This window comes from Oscillibacter sp. PC13 (assembly GCF_900115635.1).
GTDB lineage: Bacteria > Bacillota > Clostridia > Oscillospirales > Oscillospiraceae > Oscillibacter.
In genome coordinates this window covers 87,057-109,641 of record NZ_FOXE01000007.1, presented here as the reverse complement: position 1 = coordinate 109,641, position 22,585 = coordinate 87,057, and the positions used below count along the sequence as shown (strand labels likewise).

The window sequence follows — 22,585 nt, the reverse complement described above, 5'->3', positions numbered from 1 at the left end:
AAACAGCTGGTGGTGGAGAAACTTCTGCTCTGTAACGGAATTGTAATGGAATTTCAGATGGGGATATGTTATAGTAAGATTCAGTAATCCTGCAGAGCTCTCTGCGGACGGGGTTCCCCCATCATCTGATTGCGGATTGGTAATACCTGCGATTGGAAGAGGAGATACAGCAACATACCGTTGCTTTTGCCAAAGGCAGAAGGGAATGGTATGGAGTCTGTGTCAACAATAGGGGGGTGTACCGGTTTCGACGGGGGTATGGAGACGGGACCAGCGGGCGGCGGTGCCTGACCGCCATAAAACGGGCAACTTTTATAAATTAAATAACAACAACACTGTTGCTATTGCTGCCTGATTAAAGGCAGCCGTCCGACTCGGAAGGACCGCGAGCTGAGAAGGGCGTCGTTTAGCGGTAAATGTGAGCGCAGTAAGCTTTGCCTGCACCACACATCATGAAGCTCACCTGACCTGACGGCGTGACGGTTTGCCGTCTGGAAGGGGAACAGGGAGGAAGACTCTCATAATAATCGTCTGCGCCCGGAGAAAGTCCCGTTAAAGTGCTTTCGGACGCGGGTTCAACTCCCGCCACCTCCACCACGTCGGAGCAAGCGTCATATCGCTTGCTCCGACTTATTTTATAAGTCAGAGTGCGCTCATTCTGCTGCTCTTCCTCCTTCCCGAATCGCAACCGCCTGCACTGGGGTGCGCTTTGGGTTTGGGAGCATATCCGAGGAAGTGCCCTCAAAAGCGTTCGCCTGTTCCAATGAGTGCAAATCCGAACAAGGTGGGTTCGGATTTGGAACGCCATATTCCGCCAATAAAAATACCACGACAGAAGTCGTGGTATTTTTATTGGACTTCGGCCCAGCGGAGCGGACCCCATACCATTCAATGATTTAACGGCGGAAATGAATCCCTCCTATAACAATTCTCCGCTTCGATCCAATTACCGCGCTACTCAGCGCGGCTGTCAGAAGATAGAATCTACAGTGTAGCGACGTAAAAAATCTCAAATTCTTAAACTTATCAGAATAGGAGGTTTCCCTTTGCGTTCAGTGACTTTATAGTATTTTTGCTATGCATCATGTAGAACAGATACGCTGCATTTTTTATAGATGATTCGTGTGTGATGTACAGGCCATTTTACACTTGTATTATTGCGCGTAGTGAGAAAATGATTTAAGATGGAGGCGATACCTCCTATCAACAACGGAAAAGAGGGCACCTATGAAACTTCAAGAATTACTGGTTGGAAAAGGAGTCAATCTTGAACGGACAAAGCTCATCCGTCACAATTTGACAAATGAAGTGGTGGCAGAAAATTACGCACATGGGTATTTGGAAATTTACCAGTCTATTCAAGCCCCCACCCGCTTCAAAAACTGCAATATGGTCATCAGTTTCTTGGGAACGGAAGGGACAAACGGCGTTTTTCAGGGTTGTTATCAGGTGGGCAGTTTTACTCCCTACGATAGAGCCAAACTTCCCAAGGATTTCACACCGGACAGCGGTATGACTTCTGAGTCTGCCATCTTTGAATTGACCAGGACAGACCTCCTTGCGGATTTGAAGGACCGCCTTGTGATTGACTGGGGCAAAGGGGCTATCAATTGGTGCCAGAACGGAACAACGGAGAAAGAAGTGCTGGCTATCCGCCCCGCCGTATCTGAAATCAGCTTTACCAGTTATGACAAGGTATTGCTCTCCTTTGAGGCACTCCGCAAAATTATCTATAACAAAGCGGCATACAAGGAGTGGGAAGAAAAGCTGTCTGCCGTAGCCGGGGTATATCTCATTACTGATACGAAAACGGGTAAGCACTATGTCGGTTCCGCCAGTGGAGAACAGGGGGGTATCTGGGGCCGCTGGAGTGAGTACGCCCGGACAAAACACGGCGGCAACAAGCGCCTTGCGGAGCTTATCGCTGCCGACGCTGAGTATTGCAATAACTTCCAATATTCTATTCTGGAGGTGTTCCCCATTAAACGGGATAGACATGAGGTGCTGGAATATGAGCAGCTCTATAAGAAAAAACTGTGGTCAATTCCGTTTGGATTGAATGATAATTAATTTGTAAAAAGCTGCCTTACATTGATGTATTTGGTGCTACGTTCTTCGATGGGAAAAGCCTGACGGAGATATTTCCTGACATTGTGTTTGGCGGGGACAAATAAGAAGTTTACTTATGGATGCGTAAGCTATGAAAAAGATTTGGGTCATCATAACGGCGTGGGAATGAGGCTGTCTGGAAAACGGCGGTTCATACAATTCCTGCAAATAGTTTTAGATGAAAAAAGAGCGGCCTGGGTTTTAAAGCCTTGGCCGCTCTCTTTGCGATTCTGACGGATGTTTGTTCTGGCGATTCTTACAGCCTGTAAACGCTGTTTATCCCTCTGCGCTGCCGTAAAATCTGCGTATCCCTCCTGGGAGAGAAGACCGGCAAACAATTTTGAAATCCAATGTGGTATTTTCATGGGTATTGTTTTCGCGGATTTTAACGTTGGAAGTTATTCAGGATCCGGAGTAGGGAGGCACTTGACGTACCGAATAAAAATTACAGGGATGAAAGGTGATTGACCGCCATGTAATTTGTTTGGGACAGAATATGAGAAATCTCTCCTGCACAGCGCTTTAGCTCGCTGATGATTTCATCGCGCACATGCCCCTGCAGTCTGCCGACAGGACCGGAAACACTGATGGCGGCGGCAGGGGCGCCGGAGCAGTCAAAAATAGGCGCCGCGTAACAGCAGAGACCCTGCTCCAACTCCTCGTTGTCGCAGGCATATCCGCGCTCTTTCACAGAGCCCAACTCCCGGAGGAGGACTTCCGCGTTGGCGACAGTACCGCTGGAAAAACGACGGATGACCAGATGCTCTAAAAGCGGCTGAAGTGTTTCTTCCGGATAGTAAGCAAAAATGGCCTTCCCGTTGGCGGTACAATAAAAAGGGAGCCTTTGCCCAATACGGGTACAGGTCCGCATGGAATAGTCGCTTTCAATCTTATTAATATAAATGATATCGGTATCCATAGGAGCGGCAAGGTTGACAGTTTCCAAAAACCGTGCATTCAGGGAGGAGAGGTAGGGAAGGGTCAACGTGCGAAGATTGATCTGGGTACTGGATCCTAAAATGAAGGAGCCCATCCCAAGGCGGTATTTGCTGGTGGAGGGATCCTGCTCCAGCAACTGTTCATTTTTTAAAGTGGTCACCAGCGTGGAGGTGGTACTTTTGTGAAGCCCCACCATCTCGCAGATTTCCTGCAGTCCGAGCTCCTGATGGTCATAAAAGCAACGGAGAATTGCTGCCGCACGGGAGACTGATTGGATGGGGCCTTTCATTGTCTCTTCAGCCATAATTTGATTCCTTTCCAGAATGAATTGATGCGGCCGGAAAAGACTGGGTGCCCGGCGTACAGGGGTATCTTTACAAAAGAGTAATCAAAAATTGGCGGAAAGTCAAGGGATTGTCCAAAATCCAAAAAGGAAGGACAGAGGAAAATCACCAAAGAAATATCGTGGAATTCGTGGTATGTGACTATTGCGTTCGGAAATGTGAAATGTTATAATGCCTATATTATAGGACATAGTACTATATTATAGAATTAATCGGAGGGGAATATGAAGAAGCAGTTGAAGACGGCGACCATGGACGGCAACACTGCCGCCGCTTATGCCTCCTATGCATTTACGGAGGTAGCGACCATTTATCCCATCACACCTTCCTCGGTGATGGCGGAGATGGTGGATGTCTGGAGTGCCAATGGCAGAAAAAATATCTTTGGACAGACCGTAGAGGTTCGGGAGATGCAGCACGAGGGCGGCGCCGCAGGTGCCATCCACGGAGCTCTGCAGGGCGGCGCACTGGCGTCTACCTATACGGCTTCCCAGGGCTTGATGCTGATGCTGCCCAATATGTATAAAATTGCAGGCGAACTGCTGCCCGGTGTGTTCCACGTTAGTGCCCGGGCTCTGGCTTCCAATGCACTGTCTATTTACGGCGACCACCAGGATGTCATGACCTGCCGGAATACCGGCTTTACACTGTTGGCGGGCAGTACCGTACAGCAGGCGCACCATCTCGCCTGTGTGGCGCATTTGGCGGCGATTCAAAGCAGAGTTCCTGTACTGCATTTCTTCGACGGTTTCCGCACCAGCCATGAATATCAGAAGATTCAGTTGATCGATTACGAGGATTTGCGGGAGCTGGTGGATTGGGAGGCGCTGAAGGCCTTCCGGGACAATGCACTGAATCCGGATCATCCCAAGTCCAGGGGATCTGCGGAGAACCCGGATGTGTTTTTCCAGACCCGGGAGTCTGTAAACAAGTACTATGAGGCGGTTCCCGGTATTGTGGAAGCGTACATGGACAAAATCAACGCCATTGCCGGAACGAATTATAAGCTCTTCAACTACTACGGAGCCGAAGACGCCGAGGATGTCATCATTGCCATGGGTTCCGCCTGCGGTGTGGTGCGGGAGACCATGGATTTCTGGAATGCCCGGGGAAAGAAGCTGGGCCTGGTGGAGGTGCACCTGTACCGCCCCTTCTCCGCAGAGAAGCTGCTGGAGGCCGTACCCGTCACCGCCAAGCGCATTGCCGTACTGGATCGCACCAAGGAGCCCGGATCTCTGGGAGAGCCTCTCTATCTGGACGTGAAGAACGTGTTTGCAGACAGTGACCGCCATCCCCTGATTGTAGGCGGACGCTATGGCCTGGGCTCCAAGGACTTTACTCCTATGGACGTTATGGCTGTCTATGCCAATCTCCATGCGGACGCGCCCAAGAACGGCTTTACCGTTTCCATTGTGGACGATGTGACACACCATTCCCTGCCGGTGTATCCGGAGAACTTTGACTCCACGCCGGAGGGCAACTTCTCTTGTAAATTCTGGGGTCTGGGCTCTGACGGCACGGTGGGAGCCAACAAGTCCGCCGTGAAGATCATCGGCGACCACACGGACTACAACGTGCAGGCCTATTTCGCCTATGACGCAAAGAAGTCCGGCGGCGTTACCATCTCGCATCTGCGCTTTGGCCCCAAGGAAATCAAGGGTTCCTATCAGATCAAGGCTGCCAACTTCATTGCCTGCCATAACCAGGCCTATGTGGACAAGTATGATCTGATCGGCGATTTGAAGGAGGGCGGAACCTTCCTGCTGAACACCATCTGGAAGGGCGAGGAGCTGGAGAAAAACCTGCCCGCCTCTCTCAAGCGCCGCATTGCGGAGAAAAAGGCTGATTTCTATACCCTGGACGCTGTGGACATTGCCAAGAAGATTGGGCTTGGCGGCCGTATCAATATGGTTATGCAGGCGGGCTTCTTTGCTCTGTCCAAGATCCTGCCGCTGGACGATGCCGTTCAGTATCTGAAGGAGCAGGTGGAAAAGACATACGGCGCCAAGGGCCAGGATGTTGTGGACATGAACAATGCCGCCATCGACCAAGGCATCGCCCGGCTGCAGAAGATCGATGTGCCGGAGGCCTGGGCCACCGCTGAGGATGCTCCCGCCGCCGATAAGCAGGAAGTGCCTAAGTTTTTCAAGGACGTGCTCTTCAAGATGGGCCGCCAGGAGGGCAACGATCTGCCGGTCAGTGCCTTTAACGGCCACGAGGACGGCAGCTGGGAGCCCGGCTATACCCAGTATGAAAAGCGCGGCATCGCCATCGATGTGCCCGCTTGGGATGCGGCCAAGTGCGTTCAGTGCAACCGCTGCTCCGTCATGTGCTCTCATGCGGTGATCCGTCCGACACTGCTGAATACGGAGGAGGCCGCCGGCGCCCCGGCTGACTATGCCATGAAAAAGGCCAACGGCCAGGCGGAGCTGCAGTATCATCTGGCCATCTCTGGCATGGACTGCACCGGCTGCGGCGTGTGTGTGAAGGCCTGTCCTGCAAAGGCACTCACCATGGAGGCTTTTGCCCCCCGCAAGGAGGCGATGGACGAGGCGTGGGAATACACCCTCAAGCATGTCACCGCCAAAACGGTTACGCCGGCCCAGAAGGCCACCGTCAAGGGAAGCCAGTTCCTCAAGCCCTATCTGGAATTCTCCGGCGCCTGCGCCGGCTGCGGCGAGACACCTTACATCAAGCTCATCACCCAGCTCTACGGCGACCACATGCGGATCGCCAACTCCGCTGGCTGCACCCATATCTGGGGCGGTTCTCCGGAAATTCCCTTCTGCACCAATGAAAAGGGCCAGGGCGTGGCCTGGGCCAGCGGCCTGTTTGAGGACACCGCCGAGTACGGCTTCGGCATGCTGGTTGGTTCCAACGCCGTCCGGAAATGGCTGAAGACCCAGGTGGAGACATTGGTCGTTGCCGCACCTGAAGGGGAACTGAAAGCCGCGGCCCAAGACTGGGCAGCCCACTTTGAAGAGGGCGAGGGCACCCGGCAGCGGGCAGACCGTCTGATCGCTGCTCTGGAGCAGGCGGGGGTTTCTGAGGAACCCATGAAGTCCATCTATGAGCGCAAGGATTATCTGCCCAAGACCTCTCAGTGGATTGTGGGCGGCGACGGCTGGGCTTACGATATTGGTTACAGCGGCCTGGACCACGTGGTGGCCTCCGGGGAGAATGTGAATATCATCTGCGTGGATACCGAGGTGTACTCCAACACCGGCGGACAGTCCTCCAAAGCGACGCCCACTGCTGCTGTGGCACAGTTTGCCGCAGCCGGCAAGAAGACCAAGAAAAAGGATCTGGGCATGATGTGCATGAGCTACGGCTACGTGTATGTGGCCCAGGTGGCCATGGGCTATGATCCCCAGCAGACTCTGACGGCGATTCGCGAGGCAGAGGCTTACGACGGGCCCTCTATTATCATTGCCTACGCCCCCTGCATCAACCACGGCATCAAGGGCGGCATGAGCAACACCCAAAACCGGGCCAAGGCGGCCGTGGAGGCTGGCTACTGGCACTGCTATCGGTACAATCCCACTCTGCGGGCGGAGGGAAAGAATCCCTTCAGCCTGGATTCTAAGGAGCCTACGGCAGACTTCCGGGAATTCCTGATGGGTGAGGTACGGTATTCCTCCTTGCTGCGGAAGTTCCCGGAGACAGCGGAGGCACTCTTTGCCAAGGCAGAACAGGATGCCAAAGAGCGGACCGAGTCTTACCTGAAGCTGGCCCGAGGCTAAGCCGCATAGGACGGTTTCCCACCTCTTTATTTTGTGATCCTCTATCTTTATCCATAACGGCAGCAGCCCGCGGTGATGTGCCGCGGGCTGCTGCCGTTATTCACGGAGGAAGCTCAGGTTCAGGAGCCGTCTGCCAGACGGCTGGCGGCACGATGGATCACATCGGCCGCATTTGCGCAGAGCAGATCAATATCCCCGTGGGTGGCATTGTCCACATGAATTCCAGCCACCACAACCACATTGCAGCCGGAGGCCTGCAAAAGCATTTGAGCAGCATCCTGAGCAAGTGGAAGCTCTTTGTGGTTTCCGAAAGCCCCGGAATGCACCTGCGCCTCCGGCCCGACTGCGGCCCAAGCACCCAGATGGGGACGGGTACCGCCATACAGCTCGGCCAAAACACTTTCGTGGGTTTGCGTCACACGCATCCAAACAGCATAAGGCGGCTGTCCGGCTGTGATGGTCCATTGCAATTCCGCCATCGTGAAGCTCCTTTTACCTGAAAATAAATTCATTGTACAGCAAAATTGACAATCAGGCAAGACAGCAGAGACAGCAGCCTTGTGACGGAGAGATTTTCTTGGTATGATAGAATCAATAAATTTCCGCTGGTCGGGATTCTGGACCCAAGAGAAAGAGAGAACGGAATATGGAAGATCTGTTGGAACAATTTGACCGTATTGTGATCTTTGATACGGAGACCACCGGCATTGAATTCGGCCGGGACGAGATCATTGAGCTGGGGGCGGTCTGCCTGGGCACGGAGGGAGAAACGGACAGCATGAACTGCCTGCTCCGTCTGACGGACGGCCGGGTATTGCCGCCGTTTATTACAGAGCTGACCGGCATTACAGACGCGCAGCTAGCGGCAGAGGGCGTGGAAAAGGAAGAGGCCAGCAGGCAATTCTGCCGTTTGCTGGACGGGGCGGAGCGCCCTCTCCTGGTGGCGTACAACGCTCAGTTTGATTTGAACTTCCTGTATTACTTCCTGCGGCCCTTCCAGCGGCTGGACGTGCTGAAGGCAGCGCGCTTTCTGGACGCGCTGACCGTTTACCGGGACCGGCGGGACTATCCCCATAAGCTCTGCAACGCCATTGCGGCATATGGCCTTGAGGACCAGGCGGTCAACAGCCATCGGGCAGTGGATGACGCCAGGGCCGCAGCAATGCTGCTTTTTGCAATGGCGGCGGAGAAAAACGACCTGCTGCAGTATCTGGATCTGTTCGGCTACAATGCCCGGTACGGCGTCTCCGGACGGAAAATTTCCTCCGTGACATACCGGGCGCAGCCCTATCAGCGGACACGCCCGCTGTATGAGCTGTCAGCGGATACTCTGTGAAGAATTTGTGAATTGTTGCGAAAACTACTTGCAATACGACAACCTGTCAGGTATGATACCTGACAGGTTGTCGTACTATATTAAGGCCGTGCTGATAAAACGCTTGACCTTCCACAAGGGGGAAGGTGTAAAGTTTTTCTGCGGTTGAAGAAAAGGACGGCTGTATTTCGTAACAGAGAGGATGGACGGCATGCCGACCACAACATTTTTGAATCTTCCCGCGGAAAAACAGGAGCGGCTGCTGGACGCGGCCACCCGGGAGTTTTCTGAAAAGGCCTACAATGAAGCTTCCCTCAATCAAATCATTCAGGATGCCGGAATTCCAAGGGGCAGCTTTTACATGTATTTTCGCGATAAGGAGGATTTGTTCCGCTACCTGGTGCATGGATATATGGAGCAGCTGCTGATGGTTCTGGAGGAATCGCTGCTGCGGGAGCAGGGAGACGTGTTTGCCGCGCTGCTGCGGCTGTATGACTATACGCAGGAGAAGCGGCAGGAGCAGGGCCTTGGAGGAATCGGGGCCATGTCTGCCATTGTCAGCCGGAACAATGGCATGCAGAAAAATGTTCTTCTGGAGATGGTGGATTCCGCTGCAGTTTTGCGGCGGCTTCGGGAACTGGTGAATCCGGAACTGCTGGATCTGCGGCAGGAACGGGATCTGGGAGACATGCTGGGGGTTTTGATGATGGTGACAGCGCCGATGCTGTACGCCGGCCTTCAGGCCGGCGCCGCTCCCGGTGCCCGGGAGCGGCTTGAGAACATTCTGAAAATTTTACGGCGGGGCATGGGCAAAGAAAAACTGCCCAGTGCGTCAAATCATGAAGGTAAGGAGAACTGACCATGAACAAGGAATTGATGGAAGAGGGAAAAGTGGAGGCAGAGCCACTGTCTGTATCTGCTGAGTCGAAAAAGGTGAAAAAATTAGCATTGCCAAAGGGAAAGAAGGGACGACGCTGGCTGAAAGCAGTCCTTGCGCTGGCGGTTGTGGGGGCAATTGCCGTAGGCGTTTCCCGCTTGGGCGGGGGATCCAGTACCGCCATGGGTGCCAGCTATGTGCCAGTGGCAGCGGAACTGCGGAATTTAACCATTTCCGTTACCGGCACGGCCACGTTGGAACCGGCGGATGCCTACAACGTCACCACGCTGATGACCGGCGAGATTCTTACGGCGCCTTTTGAAGAGGATGATTTGGTGGAAAAGGACGCTCTGCTTTACAAGCTGGACAGCAGCGATGCGCAGGAGACCGTCAGCCGGGCCAACATCTCGATGGAGCAGGCACGGATGCAGGTTCAGCAGGCCCAGGAGGCGATGAAGCCTACCGCGCCAATCTCCGGCACCATCAACGAGGTTTATGTCCATGACGGAGACAGCGTTGTCATGGGGGCGCAGCTTTGCAAAATCGTGTCCAGCAAGGACCTGACTATCGATTTCCTGTTCCCCTATACCTCCTCCAGCTCTTTCTATGCGGGCCAGCCAGCTACTATTTTTATCGGCAATTTTGATGGATCCGTCCAGGGAACTGTGGTCTCCGTATCGGATTCCACTGCACTCACCAGCAATGGGATGGAAGCCTGCTCCGTCCGGGTGAAGCTGACCAATCCCGGCATTGTGTCGGATTCCTTTACGGCCTCCGCTGTCATCGGCAGCTATTCCAGCTATGGAAATGCCTCTGTGACAATGGCGGGATCTGCCATTGTCTATGCCGGCGGCTCCGGTACGGTCAGCGGCTTTGGCAAGCTCTCCGGCAGTACGGTGACCAAAGGGGAGACACTTTGCACCATCGACTCTGACAGCCTGCGGGACAATCTGAAAAGCGCAAAGCTGAACTTGGAGTCCGCCCAACTGTCCGCCAACACAGCAGCCAGCAATCTGGACAACTATACCATCAAATCTCCCATCTCCGGCACAGTGATTGAGAAAAAGCTGAAGGCCGGAGATAAGGTGGACGGTGTCTCTTCCGGCACTCTGGCCACAATTTACGACCTGAGCTATCTGAAGATGCAGATGAATGTGGATGAGCTGAACATCGGCAAGGTGCAGGTGGGCCAGATGGTTGAGATCACTGCGGATGCCCTGCCCGGCCAGAGCTTTACCGGCACGGTGGATAAGGTCAGCATCAACGGTACCACGACCAACGGCTTCACCACCTATCCCGTCACCATCACCCTGCAGGAATACGGGGATTTGAAGCCTGGGATGAACGTCTCTGCCCGAATTCTGGGTGAGACGGCAGAAAACGCCCTGTGCGTGCCCGTGGCCGCGGTAAGCCGGGGCAATACGGTACAGGTAGCGCAGCCCGGTGCCTTGGCGGAGGACGGCGTCACAGTGGCAGATGCCTCCAAAATTGAGGAACGGGCGGTGGTGCTGGGCATCAACGACGACGCATACATCCAGATCACCTCCGGCTTAGAGGAGGGGGAGACGGTTCTGATGGAGAGCCAGAGCGGCGGCGGCATGACTGCCGCGATGGGAGGCTGATGGTCTTGGAGCAGCTCATCCAATTAAGGGATGTCTATAAGATCTACCAGATGGGCGAGGAGGCGGTACACGCCCTGGATGGAGTCAGCTTTTCCATCAGCCAGGGGGAGTTTGTGGCGATTGTGGGATCCTCTGGATCCGGCAAGTCCACGGCTATGAACATCATCGGCTGCCTGGACGTGCCCACCTCCGGTACGTATCATCTGGGCGGCACAGACGTCTCCACCATGGACGATGACCAGCAGGCGGAGATCCGCAACAAGATGCTGGGCTTTATCTTTCAGCAGTACAACCTGATTCCAAAGCTGACGGTGCAGGAAAATGTGGAGCTGCCCCTGCTATATGGGGGCATTTCCGCCGAGGAGCGGCACAAGCGGGCCGTGCAGTCCCTGGAGCGGGTGGGACTGGCGGACAAACGGAGGAACCTGCCCAGCCAGCTCTCCGGCGGCCAGCAGCAGCGGGTATCGATTGCAAGGGCGTTGGCCGGGGAACCGTCCGTGATTCTGGCCGACGAGCCAACCGGCGCTCTGGATTCCCGGACGGGCCGGGAGGTATTGAGCTTTTTGCAAAAGCTCAATGCAGAAGGAGACACAGTGGTTCTAATCACCCATGACAATTCCATTGCCGTGAAGGCCAAGCGCATCATTCGCCTGCAGGACGGTAAAATTGTTTATGATGGCGATGCCAGGGCGCCCGAAGCAGTGGTTCAACCCCTGGAGAGCGGAGAGGAGGCAGAGGCATGAACGTATCCCAGTCATTTAAGCTGGCAATCAAATCCCTGCAAACCAGCAAAATGCGGGCCTTCCTCACCATGCTGGGCATCATCATCGGCGTTGGAGCAGTGATTGTTATTATCTCCCTGGGCAACGGCCTCACAGGCATGGTTGAGCAGCAGGTTGAGAAAGTGGGCGTCACCCAGATTTACGCCTATACCTGGGGCCAGGGCGATGGCACCACCAGCAATGTCACGCCGGAGGAAATGTATGCCTTTACTGACAGCCATCCGGATGTATTCGAGGGCATTACTCCCTGGGTTTCCGGTGGCCAGGGGGTCCGGTACGGCAACGAGGAGCACAAGAAGACTGGCATTTACGGCGTCAGCGAGGATATGTACCGCCCCCGGACTGGCACCACCCTGGATGGAGCCAGGCTGGAAAAGGGACGATACCTGCAATACGTAGACATCCTGACCCGCAGCGATGTCTGTGTGGTAGGAGCCTATGTGGAGCAGGTAATCCTGGGGGGTGACGCCGTGGGAAAGAGTCTCTCAATTGGCGGAGTCCCCTACACGGTGGTGGGTGTGCTGGCCCAGAACTCGGAGGAACTGCGGGAGGGCAGCGGCGACGACCAGGTGTTTATCCCCTATCCCAACGCCATGCGGCTCTCCGGCAGCAGTGTTGTCCAGCTCTACCAGATGACCGCCACTTCCAGGGATACGGTGACGGAGGCCCAGGCCCTGCTGCTGGACTTTCTTCAGACGTTCTACCACGATGAAAACGGAGAATACTTTTTTGACTGGTACTACGTCCAGTCCATGCTGGATCAGGTGAATCAGATCAATGCCATGATGGGTATCGCCATGGCAGTGCTGGTGGCCATCGCGGCAATTTCCCTGCTGGTGGGTGGCATCGGTATCATGAATATTATGCTGGTGTCCGTCACGGAGCGGACGCGGGAGATTGGCATCCGCAAATCCCTGGGAGCCAAACGGAGGGACATCCGGCGGCAGTTCATCATTGAGGCGGGAACCACCTCTGCCATCGGCGGTATCATCGGAATTCTGTTTGGGTGCCTGATGGCCATGGGAATCGGCACGCTGTTCGGCGGAATGCTGGTGCAGAGCTTGGGGGCCAGCGGCATTACCTTCAGTGCCACCCCAACTCTGGGTGCTATCGGCATTAGCTTTGGCGTCAGCGTTGGAATTGGCATCCTCTTCGGGTATCTGCCCGCCAATAAGGCGGCAAAGCTGAATCCCATCGATGCTCTGCGGTATGATTGAATCATCAGACAAAAGAGAAACCGGCTTTGCCGGTTTCTTTTTGCGATAAAATTTTTAAAAATTCAAACTTTTTAAGTTCCCCCTGCGTCTATCATACAGAACACACAGAAAGGACGCTTCATTGTGGCACAGTTGAAGGAGCGACAGCTCGTGACATTCCTTGTGGAAAATCAGACGCGTTTTTACCGTCTGGCCTACAGCTATCTGAAGAACAGGGAAGAAGCCCTGGACGCGGTGCAGTCCGCTGTCTGCAGGGCACTGGAAAAACAAGACAGCCTGCAGGAGCCGGACGCCATGCGCGCTTGGTTTTACCGCATTTTAATAAATATATGTACTGATGTGCTGCGGAGGCGGAAGCTGGTGACCTTAATACCGCCGGAAGCGTTGGATGCCGGCAGCTATGAGGATCCGCTGCCGTCCGACGGAACGCTGGCAGAGCGGGTGAATGCCCTGCCGCCTGAGATACAGACCATTATCAAGCTGCGCTTTTATGAGGAACTGTCTCTCAAAGAGATCAGTATGGTCACGGGCTGCAATCTGAGTACTGTGAAGACAAGGCTGTATAGCGGCTTAAAAAAGCTGCGAATCGAATTGAAAGGAGATTTGGCATGAACGAATTGAAAGATGCAAAAAAGGAATATGAGGAAACACCGCTCCCGGAGGAGCTGGACGGCCGGGTTCAGGCGGGCATCCGTCAAGGGCGGGCTGCCTGGGCACGCCGGAGATGGCGGAGAGGATTCACGGCTGTTGCTGCCTGCCTCGCGGTGGCGGTTGGAGCCCTGAATTTAAGCCCCACTGTGGCGGCGGCCGCTGCCGATGTGCCGGTACTGGGCGGCCTGTTCCGGATTCTGACGGTGCGGAACTACGAAGCGGCAGAGGACGGTATCAACTATCAGGTGTCCGTTCCGGAAGTAGAGGCTGGTGGAAACCTGGCCGATAAGGTGAACGAAGCCATTCAGGAGAAAGTGGATTCCCATTTGGAGAAGGCTCGGCAGGATTGGGAGGCGTATCGGGAGGCATTCTTTGCAACCGGCGGCACCGAGGAGGAGTGGGGTGACCGCGAGATGGATGTCTTTGTAGATTACGAGGTCAAAAGCCAGACGGACACGCAGGTTTCTTTTGTCGTGACATTGGCAGAGGGTTGGGTGAGTGCCATGGAGGAGCAGTACTGCTACAACCTGGACCTGGCAGAGAACCGGAACATCACGTTGGAGGATCTTCTGGGCAGCGATTGGGTGAATATCTGCAACACTGCCATCCAGGAACAGATCGACGCCAGTGTGGACAGTGAGGGCTTCACCTACTTCTTTGCGCCGGAAGAGGGCGGCTTTACCACTGTGGATGAGACAACCTCCTTCTATATCAATGAGGATGGAAATCCTGTTGTGGTGTTCCCGGAATACTCTATTGCCGCTGGCGCAGCAGGCATTGTGGAATTCGAAATTGCAAAAGCATGAAGGAAGAGACCGGCATAGCCGGTCTCTTTTTCATTGCGGCAGAGGACAAAAGGGTGTATGATGGGAAAAAAGCTTGGAGGTACCCTTTTATGAACATTGCCCGCAGCGTTGCCGATCTCATTGGCCATACGCCGCTTCTGGAACTGACAAATTACGAAACAGCCCACGGCTTGTCTGCCACGATCTTTGCAAAATTAGAATGTATGAACCCCGCGGGCAGCGCGAAAGACCGGGTGGCGGTTCGTATGATTGCCCGTGCGGAGGCCGAGGGCCGTCTGGCTCCCGGCGCAACCATCATTGAGCCCACCTCTGGAAATACGGGTATTGGCTTGGCTGCCGTGGCTGCCGCCAAAGGGTATCGGGTACTGCTGACTATGCCGGAGACTATGAGCGTGGAGCGAAGAAAACTGATTGCTGCCTACGGGGCGGAAATCGTGCTGACGCCGGGAAAGGAAGGAATGGCAGGCTCGGTAGCTAAGGCGGAGGAGCTGCACCGGAGCATTCCGGGAAGCATGATCGCCGGACAGTTTGAAAACCCCGCCAACCCGGAGGCGCATTTCCTCACCACCGGGCCGGAGATTTGGACAGATACGGACAAAAAAGTGGATATTTTTGTAGCAGGTGTGGGAACAGGCGGCACGATTACCGGAACAGGCCGGTATTTGAAGAAGAAAAACCCTGCTGTTCAGATTGTGGCAGTGGAACCTGCCTCCTCGCCGCTGCTGACCCAGGGGCACGCTGGCTCCCACGGCCTTCAGGGAATCGGTGCGAATTTTGTTCCGGAAAATCTGGATCGGAAAATTTTGGATGAGATTCTGCCCGTGGCGGAGGAGGACGCCTATGCTACCGGTCGAGAGTTGGCCCGGCGAGAGGGCATTCTGGTGGGGATTACCTCCGGCGCGGCCGTTTGGGCAGCGGCGGAACTGGCCCGTCGCCCGGAGAATCGTGGCAAGATCATCGTGGCGTTTTTGCCCGACAGTGGTGAGCGCTATCTCTCTACCCCTATGTTTGAAGAAGCGTGACAGAAAAAGGCGGGGCCATTTGGCTCCGCCTTTTTGCAATATGAGAAAAAGATGCAGGAAACTGCAACATTTCTCCGGGCCGATGGATATTGATAGGTAGAAAACCGCACAGCCTGAGCTGCGGCGGCAGGGAGGGAGTTCTTTGCAGGACCAAGTAGTAATACAGCTCCATCTGGGAGATCCAGCTGCTCTGGAGCAAATCATTGACCGCTACAGTGCCTACGTGGCAAAGATTATCGCTGCATATCTGAACCGGATGATGACGCAGGAGGATATAGAGGAGGCACTTTCTGATGTGTTTGTAGCCCTTTGGAACAGCCGGGAGCGGATAAGGGGGGACGACTTGCGGCCATATCTGGCGGCAATCGCGCGGAATACAGCCCGCCAGCGCCTGCGGGGATTGCACTTGACAGATCCGCTGCCGGAGACGGAGGAAATAGAAGACCCCTGTTCTGGTCCGGAGAAGCTGGCGGAGAACCTGGAGACTGCAGAGGAGCTGCGGCGGGCTGTGGACAGTTTGCCAGAGGAGGAGCGAAAGCTATTTTTTCGCTTCTACTATTTGGGACAAACCACCGACGAAATTGCTGCGGTGACAGGGGAGAATCCGGCTACGCTGCGCAGCCGTCTGCGGCGGGGGCGTGAAAAACTACGGCGGTATTTGATGGAAAGGGGGATGGCACAATGATGGATCGGATGTTTCCAACAGAGGAAGAGCTGGATGCTTTGGTGCCGGATCTGCCAACGTTTAATCCAAATGCTGTAAAGCGCCTTACACTTATGAAAATTGAAAAAACCGTCCCATCCAAATCCGCTGCGGGACGAAAGACGGCGCTTCGCGGACTTTGCATTGCGGCCGTAATTTGCGCACTGTCTGCCAGTGCGCTGGCAGTGGCCAACTATGCCACCCAGGGAACCATTGCAGCGGCGTTCGGACTAAAGACGGCACAGCCGCAGATCAAAACGGAGGAAACGCTTGCCCCGAAGCTGCAGCTGCCGGAAAAAGCGGCTCCGAAAGAAACTGCTCCAGAGGAACTGTGGCCGGAGAAGGAAGCACCGGCAGAGCCGGGCAGTTATGAGATGGACACGCGGGTGGCGGCGCGCCTGCAGGTGCCTGAAGAGCAGCAGGAGGCGCTGAAGCCTATGGGACAGGCGCTGAATCTGGTGACACAGGCAACCGGAGCGAGGATGACGGTTCTCCAGACCATTGGAGACAGCCGAAACCTGTATGCGTTGATCCGGGTGGACTTTCCGAATACCTTCCAGCTGACGGATGAGATGGACTTCCGGGAAAAATATTTTGAGTTCCGAAATACGGATGAGCTGAGCGGGGTTCAATTTGCATCCGGCCATTGGGAAGAGCTGGAGCGCACAGAGCATTCCATCACCTATCTGGTAGCGGCGGGAGCCAGAAACAGCATCTCCGGACAAACTGCCGCCGTGACGCTGGAAGAGTTTGGCCGGGAGAGAACGTTGCCGGAGAAAGACGATTATGTGCAGGTGTCTGCCGGCAGGGCGATCCAATGCACCTTTGTGCCGGACGAAACAGGGGCGTTTCGTGCCTATATCAGTGCTCCGGAGACCATCATAACGACCGGCTCGGCTGAAAAGCAGATTTGTATCGGAGACGGTAGTCATGATCTGTTCACCGAGGGATGGGAAACAGCGCTGGAAGAAGCCGGGGGCAGAATTGGTTGCCGCTGGGAGGACGGTGTCATCGCCGTACTGATAAAAAGTGAGCAGAATGCCCTGGTGTATCTGGATGGAATCACAAAAACCGTTTCCGTCACGTATGGCGAAGCGGCGGCCGACCCCTCTTATGAAGTGCTTCTGGCGGACAGCCTGACACAAAGCTGGGTGCTGGACTATCAGGATGCCACCCGGAGTTGGACAGTGGAACTGAAAAAAGAAGATGGCAGTACTGTGGAGGTGGGAAAGTTGGAGGTCTCACCGCTGGCGATGAATCTGGACCTGATTGGGAGTGAGGAGGCTCAGGTGCCGGTTGAAAAAGTGAAGGGAGCCCGGCAGACAGTTACGCTTCATCTGGCCGATGGAACGGAGGTTTCACCGGGAATTTTCTGGGAGTGGTGGCCTAAGGCAGGGATTCAGGTCCGTGAGCGGTTTGAGCAGATGATTGATCCGGCAGATGTGGCCGGACTGACGGGCTTTGGCCTGGAGTTCACACTGAAATAGAAACAGGAAGGCCGCCGAAAAAGCCAGTTGGCTTTTTCGGCGGCCTCGCATTTAAAAAAATCAGATCAGACCCTGTGCCAGCATCACGCCGGCCACCTTCAGGAAGCCCGCAATGTTGGCGCCCACCACCAAATCGCCGGGAGCGTCGCACTCCACAGAGGCATCATAGGTGTTGTGGAAGATGTTGACCATGATTTCCTGCAGACGGTGGTCCACCTCTTCGAAGGTCCAGGAATAGCGCATGCTGTTCTGGCTCATTTCCAGGCCGCTGGTGGCCACGCCGCCCGCATTGGCAGCCTTGGCAGGAGCAAACAGCAGACCGGCTTCCTGGAACACCCGAATAGCCTCGGGACGGCAGGGCATATTGGCGCCTTCCGCCACGGCCATCGCACCGTTTTTGACGATGATCTTGGCGGTTTCTTCGTCGATTTCATTCTGAGTAGCGCAGGGCAGGGCGATATCACAGGGGACATTCCAAATGCCACGGAAGCCATCTGCATACGTGCTGCCGGGAACCTCATCTGCATAAACTTTGATCCGTGCGCGGCGCTTGAGCTTGATATCCTTTACCACATCCAGCTTGATGCCGTCCGGATCGTGGATATAACCGTTGGAATCGCTGAGGGCCACAACCTTTGCGCCTAGTGCCGTGGCCTTCTCTGCAGCGAAGATCGCCACGTTGCCCGAGCCGGAGATCACAACCGTTTTGCCGGCGAAGCTGTCGTTCTTCATGCACTTGAGCATCTCTTCCGTCAAATAGCAAAGGCCGTAGCCTGTGGCTTCCGTCCGGGCCAAGGAGCCGCCGAAAGCCAGTCCCTTGCCAGTGAGAACACCGGCGTCATAGCTGCCGCGGATGCGGCGGTACTGGCCAAAGAGATAGCCGATTTCCCGGGCACCCACGCCGATGTCGCCGGCAGGAACATCCACAAACTGGCCAATGTGGCGGTTTAACTCTGTCATAAAGCTCTGGCAGAAACGCATGACCTCGTTGTCGCTTTTGCCCTTGGGATCAAAGTCAGCGCCACCCTTGGCACCGCCCATGGGCAGGCCGGTCAAGCTGTTCTTCAGAATTTGTTCAAAACCCAGGAACTTTAAAATAGACAGGTTCACTGTGGGATGGAACCGCAGGCCGCCCTTATAGGGGCCGATGGCAGAGCTGAACTGGATCCGGTAGCCGCGGTTTACCCGCACGCGGCCCTGGTCGTCCACCCAGGGTACCCGGAAGCTGATCACGCGCTCCGGTTCCACAAATGCTTCAATGATGCCGTGCTTCTCGTACTCGGGGTGCTTTTCCACGATCAAGTCCAGGCTCTCCAGAACCTCTAAAACCGCCTGATGGAACTCCCGCTGATCTGGATCGCGGGCGATCACCTGTGTATACACGCGCTGCAGATATTCGCTTTTCAACATACCCTTTGCCCCTCTTACTTCTATCAGCGTCACACTGATATTTTTATAAAATTAGGATACCGAAAAAACCGGAATTTACACAAGATCGAAAATCTCTAAAATATGGAGAAAAATGGGAGCGGTTTTTCATGGTTTCAACAAAAAAACAGAGCTGCCAGTCAACGGGGGACAGCGGCTCTGTCTTTTGTGTTTGATAGACGGGCGGGGTTATTCCGGTTCCATGGCGCTCCGGAGCTTATCAGTAATGGCGCCCTCGAACAACGGCGTGGAATGGGCGTGAAGCGTTTCCAGCGCGCCGGCGGACAGCGTGCAGGGAATATTCCCGCCCATGGATAAATCCATGTCGAAAATGAACTTGATCTCCGGATCCTGAGGAGCGCCGGGAGTGTTGGCTTTTATCCGGCCAGGGCCTGCGTGAATTTTTGCCTGGCAGCTGGAGTCCAGCTTCAGCTGCAGGTCATGGGATGCGGTGAGAACGTCATCCTCCCTGATGTCAGGTTCCTGGAGAAGGCCGGTGTAGGCAGGGGGGAACAAATCAGCCCAGAGTGTCCCCTCCAGTCCCAGCCGCTCTCTGGAGAAGATATTCACATACCGCAGTCCCACACGCTGGAAAAAGGCGGGCTTGTAGATCTGGATAAAGGCGGCCAGCGGCTTGTCCAGTTGACGGGCAAACTCCTCCCATCCCGAATAACGGAGCGTGGAGAGGGCGATAAAGTTCTGGGTCAGATTCAGCTTCCACTGATTATCCTCCGAGAGGAAGTTGTAGTTTGTGACAGGCCGCGCCTGTTCAACCTTCGGGCTGGGGCTGCCCAGGCCGGAGATTTTTGGGGGTGGGGCGTCCTGCCGCCGGACATACTGGGGAAACTCCGACCGGATGGCCTCCTGAAAGTCAGCGGGCTCCACGTTGTTGATGGTGAGAATGGTGGGAAACCGCAGCTGGCAGATAACCTCTCGGATCGGCGACACGCGGTAATGATTTCTGGGACGATGATCAAACAGCATGGATAAGGCTCCTTTGCTCTATATTGCCTTTATTTTATCCCGGCTGTATGAAAAAGTCAATTACAGGTAAAACCGGTGGCAGCCAATCGTTGTGTAATATGTACGGTTGGCGTTGATCCAGATGCCCTGGGACAGAGCAGGTGCATAAAAATACAGCGCGTTTCCAATGGCTTCCTCACCGTTCAGCACCCGCTTGGCCGCCTCCACCGACTGCGTGGTGGGAGTGCGGTAGACGGTACCGTTTTCCACAGGCTCAAACTGCACGCCGTCCACCCGGTCAAAAATTACAGCGGGAATCGTATCTGGAAACTCCTCGCTGAGAACTCGGTTCAAAACGACATTTCCAACGGCCATCTGACCGGTCAGGGACTCGCCCTGGCTCTCGGCGCTGATGATGCGGCTGAGCCAATAGAAATCCGAAGCATCAAAGGGAGCGTCTGCGGAAGTGACGGCGGCACCGCCGAGATACGTGTCCCACTCCGCTGTACCGCCCACAGCGGTGGTGACGGTCCGCAGGGGGATATAGGTCCGTCCGCTTTCCACATACACGGTTCCGGAATAGTCCACTCCGTTGATGGTAATGGTGTTTTCCGCCGGATTTGCCGTCAGGTGATAGTTCTGGGAGGAGGCCACCGCCTCCTGCTCCTGGGCGTCCCAGAAGACCTCCCAGCCGCCGAAGGCATCCATCAGAGTCCGAAGGGGAACGTAGGTAACACCCTGCTCCAGATAGCAGGCCGCAGGCAGGATATCGCCGTCCACCTGAACCGGCACTGTCCTGGCTGCCCTGGCGGGAAGCGAGAGGGAGGCCGCGGCCAGAAGACCGCATAAAAGCGTTCCCCCAAGGGAGTGCCCCTTGCCATTTCGCGTCAACATACCTTGCCGTTTCATATCGTTTCTTCCTTTCTTTGGCGTGTTATACAAAAAAGCATACCGGAAACCAGCGGAAGGAACAACCCTCAAAACCTGCCAGCGCTGGGAAGAATTTGCGAGGCTTTGCGAAAACCTGTTGACAATATCGAAACACGATATTACACTGGTGCTATACAGAATATCGATGAACGATATTGGGGGGGGAGACCATGGCGAAGGAACCGCTGAAAGTATTGACGGAGAGTATGTTTTATGTGCTGCTGTCCCTGTTGCGGCAGGAGCGGTGCGGCACGGAGATCGTCCAGTTTGTGGAGGATACCACGGCGGGCCGGGTGGCAATGGGGCCGGGGACCCTGTATACGATTCTGGCGAAATTTGTAGAGGAGCATTTGATTGAAGAAACCGCGGTGGAGGGCAGAAAGCGGACCTACTGCATCACGGAGCGGGGACGGGCACTGTACCGGCAGGAGCTGAGCCGCCTGAAGCTCTGTGTGGCGGATGGAGAGCGGGAGGGGACGCAATGAAGAAACGGTTTTTTATGCCCGATACCTACTGGGAGACAGGGCTTTTGGAGCAGTGGCTGGAGGAACAGGCGGCCCAGGGCTGGCTGCCGGTGTCTTTTGCCGGGTACAGCAGCGGAAAATTCGAAAAGGCGGAGCCTCAGATACTCCGATTTCGCCTGGAGCCCAACCAGCCGGAGTCCTTCGCGGCCCGGGAGGAACGGGAGAACGCCTACCGGGACATGGGCTGGCGGTTCGCAGCCAATTTGGGGGAGTATCGGGTCTACTATTGCGGCGATCAGGACGCTGCGGAGCTACACACCGATCCCGCCGCGCAGAGCTGGGCCTGGGAGACGCTGCTGCGCAAGCTGCGACGGAACAGCTGTATCTCTATGGCACTGCTGGCGGTGTGGACTGTGCTGCAGTTCCGCAGCATCTGGGAAAAGGGCATCCCGGTGGAGACCTTCCTCTATGGGATGTGGGGAATCTGGCTGTTTGTGCTGTGGTACTTCACCAGAAGCCTTGTTCAGAATCTGCGGGCGCTGCGGGGCATCCGCGCCGTGGGGCGCCGTCTGAAGGCAGGAATTCCCCTGGAGCACGGCGGAGATCTGAAATCGTCCCTCCGGCGGCGAAAATGGGGGGAGGCTGCCTCCTGGGCGGCAATTGCCCTGCTGGTACTCTTCACAGTGAGCATTGCCGGGGGCGCAAGCAGCATGGATTTGGAGGAGGCCCCGGTGGAGCGGCCCTGGGTGGCCATGGCGGCGCTGGATCCGGAGACCGCTGATTTGGAGATGGACTGGGCGCAGTACCGGGAAAATCGAAACCTGCTGGTGCCCTTCTGCTGTCAAATGGAGCAGTGGCGGTGGGAGTTTGGCCCCTGGATGAGAGCCGATTTTGACCGCACCGTGCTGCCGGTATTTGCCAAGGCCCTGTATGAGGAACGACTGAACACCCGGATAAAGGCCCGGCCAAATGATGTGGTAGAAATTTTAGAGGATCCCCGGTTTGACGGCGCGGCGGTGGTGACGGGCCGGGACAGCGATGGCGGCAGGAACATCCAGATGTTCGTGGCCTATAAAAATAAAGCGGTGGTGTGCCAGGCCATTCGCATGGACGCGGATCTGCGGGACCATTTGGACGACTTTGCCGCCATCCTGGCGGAATTCCAGTGAGAGGGGGCTCGGCT

General features: G+C 55.4%; 19 protein-coding genes and 1 other RNA gene. 15 read left to right on the top strand and 5 right to left on the bottom strand.

Going from position 1 to position 22,585, the window contains the following annotated elements:
* Positions 1-232: 232 nt before the first annotated feature.
* Together ssrA and BMZ81_RS05845 are read left to right on the top strand one after the other, a co-directional pair.
* Positions 233-597: a transfer-messenger RNA gene (ssrA, locus tag BMZ81_RS05850) on the top strand.
* 630 nt (positions 598-1,227) lie between these two features.
* Positions 1,228-2,070 carry a GIY-YIG nuclease family protein gene (locus BMZ81_RS05845; RefSeq protein WP_091129726.1) on the top strand — a complete coding sequence of 281 codons (843 nt, stop codon included), beginning with the start codon at positions 1,228-1,230 and terminating at the stop codon, positions 2,068-2,070.
* A 484-nt stretch (positions 2,071-2,554) separates the two neighbouring features.
* Here BMZ81_RS05845 and BMZ81_RS05840 read toward each other — a convergent pair whose 3' ends face one another.
* Entirely contained in the window at positions 2,555-3,352 is a 798-nt protein-coding gene (locus BMZ81_RS05840; RefSeq protein ID WP_091129724.1) for an IclR family transcriptional regulator, read from the bottom strand.
* Between the two features lie 264 nt (positions 3,353-3,616).
* Here BMZ81_RS05840 and nifJ point away from each other — a divergent pair, with 264 nt between their 5' ends.
* Complete coding sequence (gene nifJ / locus BMZ81_RS05835; protein WP_091129721.1) at positions 3,617-7,135, top strand: pyruvate:ferredoxin (flavodoxin) oxidoreductase; 3,519 nt, start codon at positions 3,617-3,619, stop codon at positions 7,133-7,135.
* 119 nt (positions 7,136-7,254) lie between these two features.
* On the opposite strand, the gene BMZ81_RS05830 is transcribed toward nifJ, so the two are convergent.
* Positions 7,255-7,614 carry a prenylated flavin chaperone LpdD gene (locus tag BMZ81_RS05830; RefSeq protein ID WP_091129719.1) on the bottom strand — a complete coding sequence of 120 codons (360 nt, stop codon included), beginning with the start codon at positions 7,612-7,614 and terminating at the stop codon, positions 7,255-7,257.
* A gap of 167 nt (positions 7,615-7,781) precedes the next feature.
* Here BMZ81_RS05830 and BMZ81_RS05825 point away from each other — a divergent pair, with 167 nt between their 5' ends.
* The 10 genes from BMZ81_RS05825 (at position 7,782) to BMZ81_RS05780 (ending at position 17,617) form a co-directional block, all read left to right on the top strand.
* Positions 7,782-8,471 carry a 3'-5' exonuclease gene (locus BMZ81_RS05825; protein WP_091129717.1) on the top strand — a complete coding sequence of 230 codons (690 nt, stop codon included), beginning with the start codon at positions 7,782-7,784 and terminating at the stop codon, positions 8,469-8,471.
* Between the two features lie 190 nt (positions 8,472-8,661).
* Entirely contained in the window at positions 8,662-9,309 is a 648-nt protein-coding gene (locus tag BMZ81_RS05820; RefSeq protein ID WP_177187215.1) for a TetR/AcrR family transcriptional regulator, read from the top strand.
* A gap of 2 nt (positions 9,310-9,311) precedes the next feature.
* Entirely contained in the window at positions 9,312-10,949 is a 1,638-nt protein-coding gene (locus BMZ81_RS05815) for an efflux RND transporter periplasmic adaptor subunit (RefSeq protein WP_091129713.1), read from the top strand.
* Positions 10,950-10,954: 5 nt separating this feature from the next.
* Entirely contained in the window at positions 10,955-11,692 is a 738-nt protein-coding gene (locus BMZ81_RS05810) for an ABC transporter ATP-binding protein (protein ID WP_091129837.1), read from the top strand.
* Positions 11,689-12,948, top strand: coding sequence for an ABC transporter permease (locus tag BMZ81_RS05805; RefSeq protein ID WP_091129709.1), 1,260 nt, complete (start codon positions 11,689-11,691; stop codon positions 12,946-12,948). The genes BMZ81_RS05810 and BMZ81_RS05805 overlap by 4 nt, the downstream gene beginning before the upstream one ends.
* 123 nt (positions 12,949-13,071) lie before the next feature.
* Positions 13,072-13,560 carry an RNA polymerase sigma factor gene (locus BMZ81_RS05800; protein ID WP_091129707.1) on the top strand — a complete coding sequence of 163 codons (489 nt, stop codon included), beginning with the start codon at positions 13,072-13,074 and terminating at the stop codon, positions 13,558-13,560.
* The gene (locus tag BMZ81_RS05795; protein ID WP_091129705.1) at positions 13,557-14,405 is read left to right on the top strand and encodes an RsiV family protein; all 849 of its coding nucleotides are present in this window, start codon (positions 13,557-13,559) and stop codon (positions 14,403-14,405) included. Before BMZ81_RS05800 ends, BMZ81_RS05795 begins: the two co-directional genes overlap by 4 nt.
* An 89-nt stretch (positions 14,406-14,494) precedes the next feature.
* The gene (gene cysK, locus BMZ81_RS05790; protein WP_091129835.1) at positions 14,495-15,427 is read left to right on the top strand and encodes a cysteine synthase A; all 933 of its coding nucleotides are present in this window, start codon (positions 14,495-14,497) and stop codon (positions 15,425-15,427) included.
* A gap of 142 nt (positions 15,428-15,569) precedes the next feature.
* Entirely contained in the window at positions 15,570-16,112 is a 543-nt protein-coding gene (locus BMZ81_RS05785; RefSeq protein WP_177187213.1) for an RNA polymerase sigma factor, read from the top strand.
* On the top strand, positions 16,109-17,617 hold the full coding sequence (locus BMZ81_RS05780; protein ID WP_091129699.1) for a hypothetical protein: 1,509 nt from the start codon (positions 16,109-16,111) through the stop codon (positions 17,615-17,617). The genes BMZ81_RS05785 and BMZ81_RS05780 overlap by 4 nt, the downstream gene beginning before the upstream one ends.
* A 60-nt stretch (positions 17,618-17,677) precedes the next feature.
* Here the strand turns inward: BMZ81_RS05780 and gdhA are convergent, their stop codons facing one another.
* The 3 genes from gdhA to BMZ81_RS05765 form a co-directional block, all read right to left on the bottom strand.
* On the bottom strand, positions 17,678-19,027 hold the full coding sequence (gene gdhA, locus BMZ81_RS05775) for an NADP-specific glutamate dehydrogenase (RefSeq protein WP_091129697.1): 1,350 nt from the start codon (positions 19,025-19,027) through the stop codon (positions 17,678-17,680).
* A gap of 207 nt (positions 19,028-19,234) precedes the next feature.
* Positions 19,235-20,029 carry a TIGR04255 family protein gene (locus BMZ81_RS05770; RefSeq protein ID WP_091129694.1) on the bottom strand — a complete coding sequence of 265 codons (795 nt, stop codon included), beginning with the start codon at positions 20,027-20,029 and terminating at the stop codon, positions 19,235-19,237.
* 60 nt (positions 20,030-20,089) lie between these two features.
* Positions 20,090-20,917 carry a cell wall hydrolase gene (locus BMZ81_RS05765; protein WP_091129693.1) on the bottom strand — a complete coding sequence of 276 codons (828 nt, stop codon included), beginning with the start codon at positions 20,915-20,917 and terminating at the stop codon, positions 20,090-20,092.
* Between the two features lie 191 nt (positions 20,918-21,108).
* Between BMZ81_RS05765 and BMZ81_RS05760 the strand changes: the two genes are divergently transcribed.
* Positions 21,109-21,423, top strand: coding sequence for a PadR family transcriptional regulator (locus BMZ81_RS05760; protein ID WP_091129690.1), 315 nt, complete (start codon positions 21,109-21,111; stop codon positions 21,421-21,423).
* Positions 21,420-22,571, top strand: coding sequence for a DUF2812 domain-containing protein (locus BMZ81_RS05755; protein ID WP_091129687.1), 1,152 nt, complete (start codon positions 21,420-21,422; stop codon positions 22,569-22,571). The genes BMZ81_RS05760 and BMZ81_RS05755 overlap by 4 nt, the downstream gene beginning before the upstream one ends.
* Positions 22,572-22,585 lie beyond the last annotated feature (14 nt).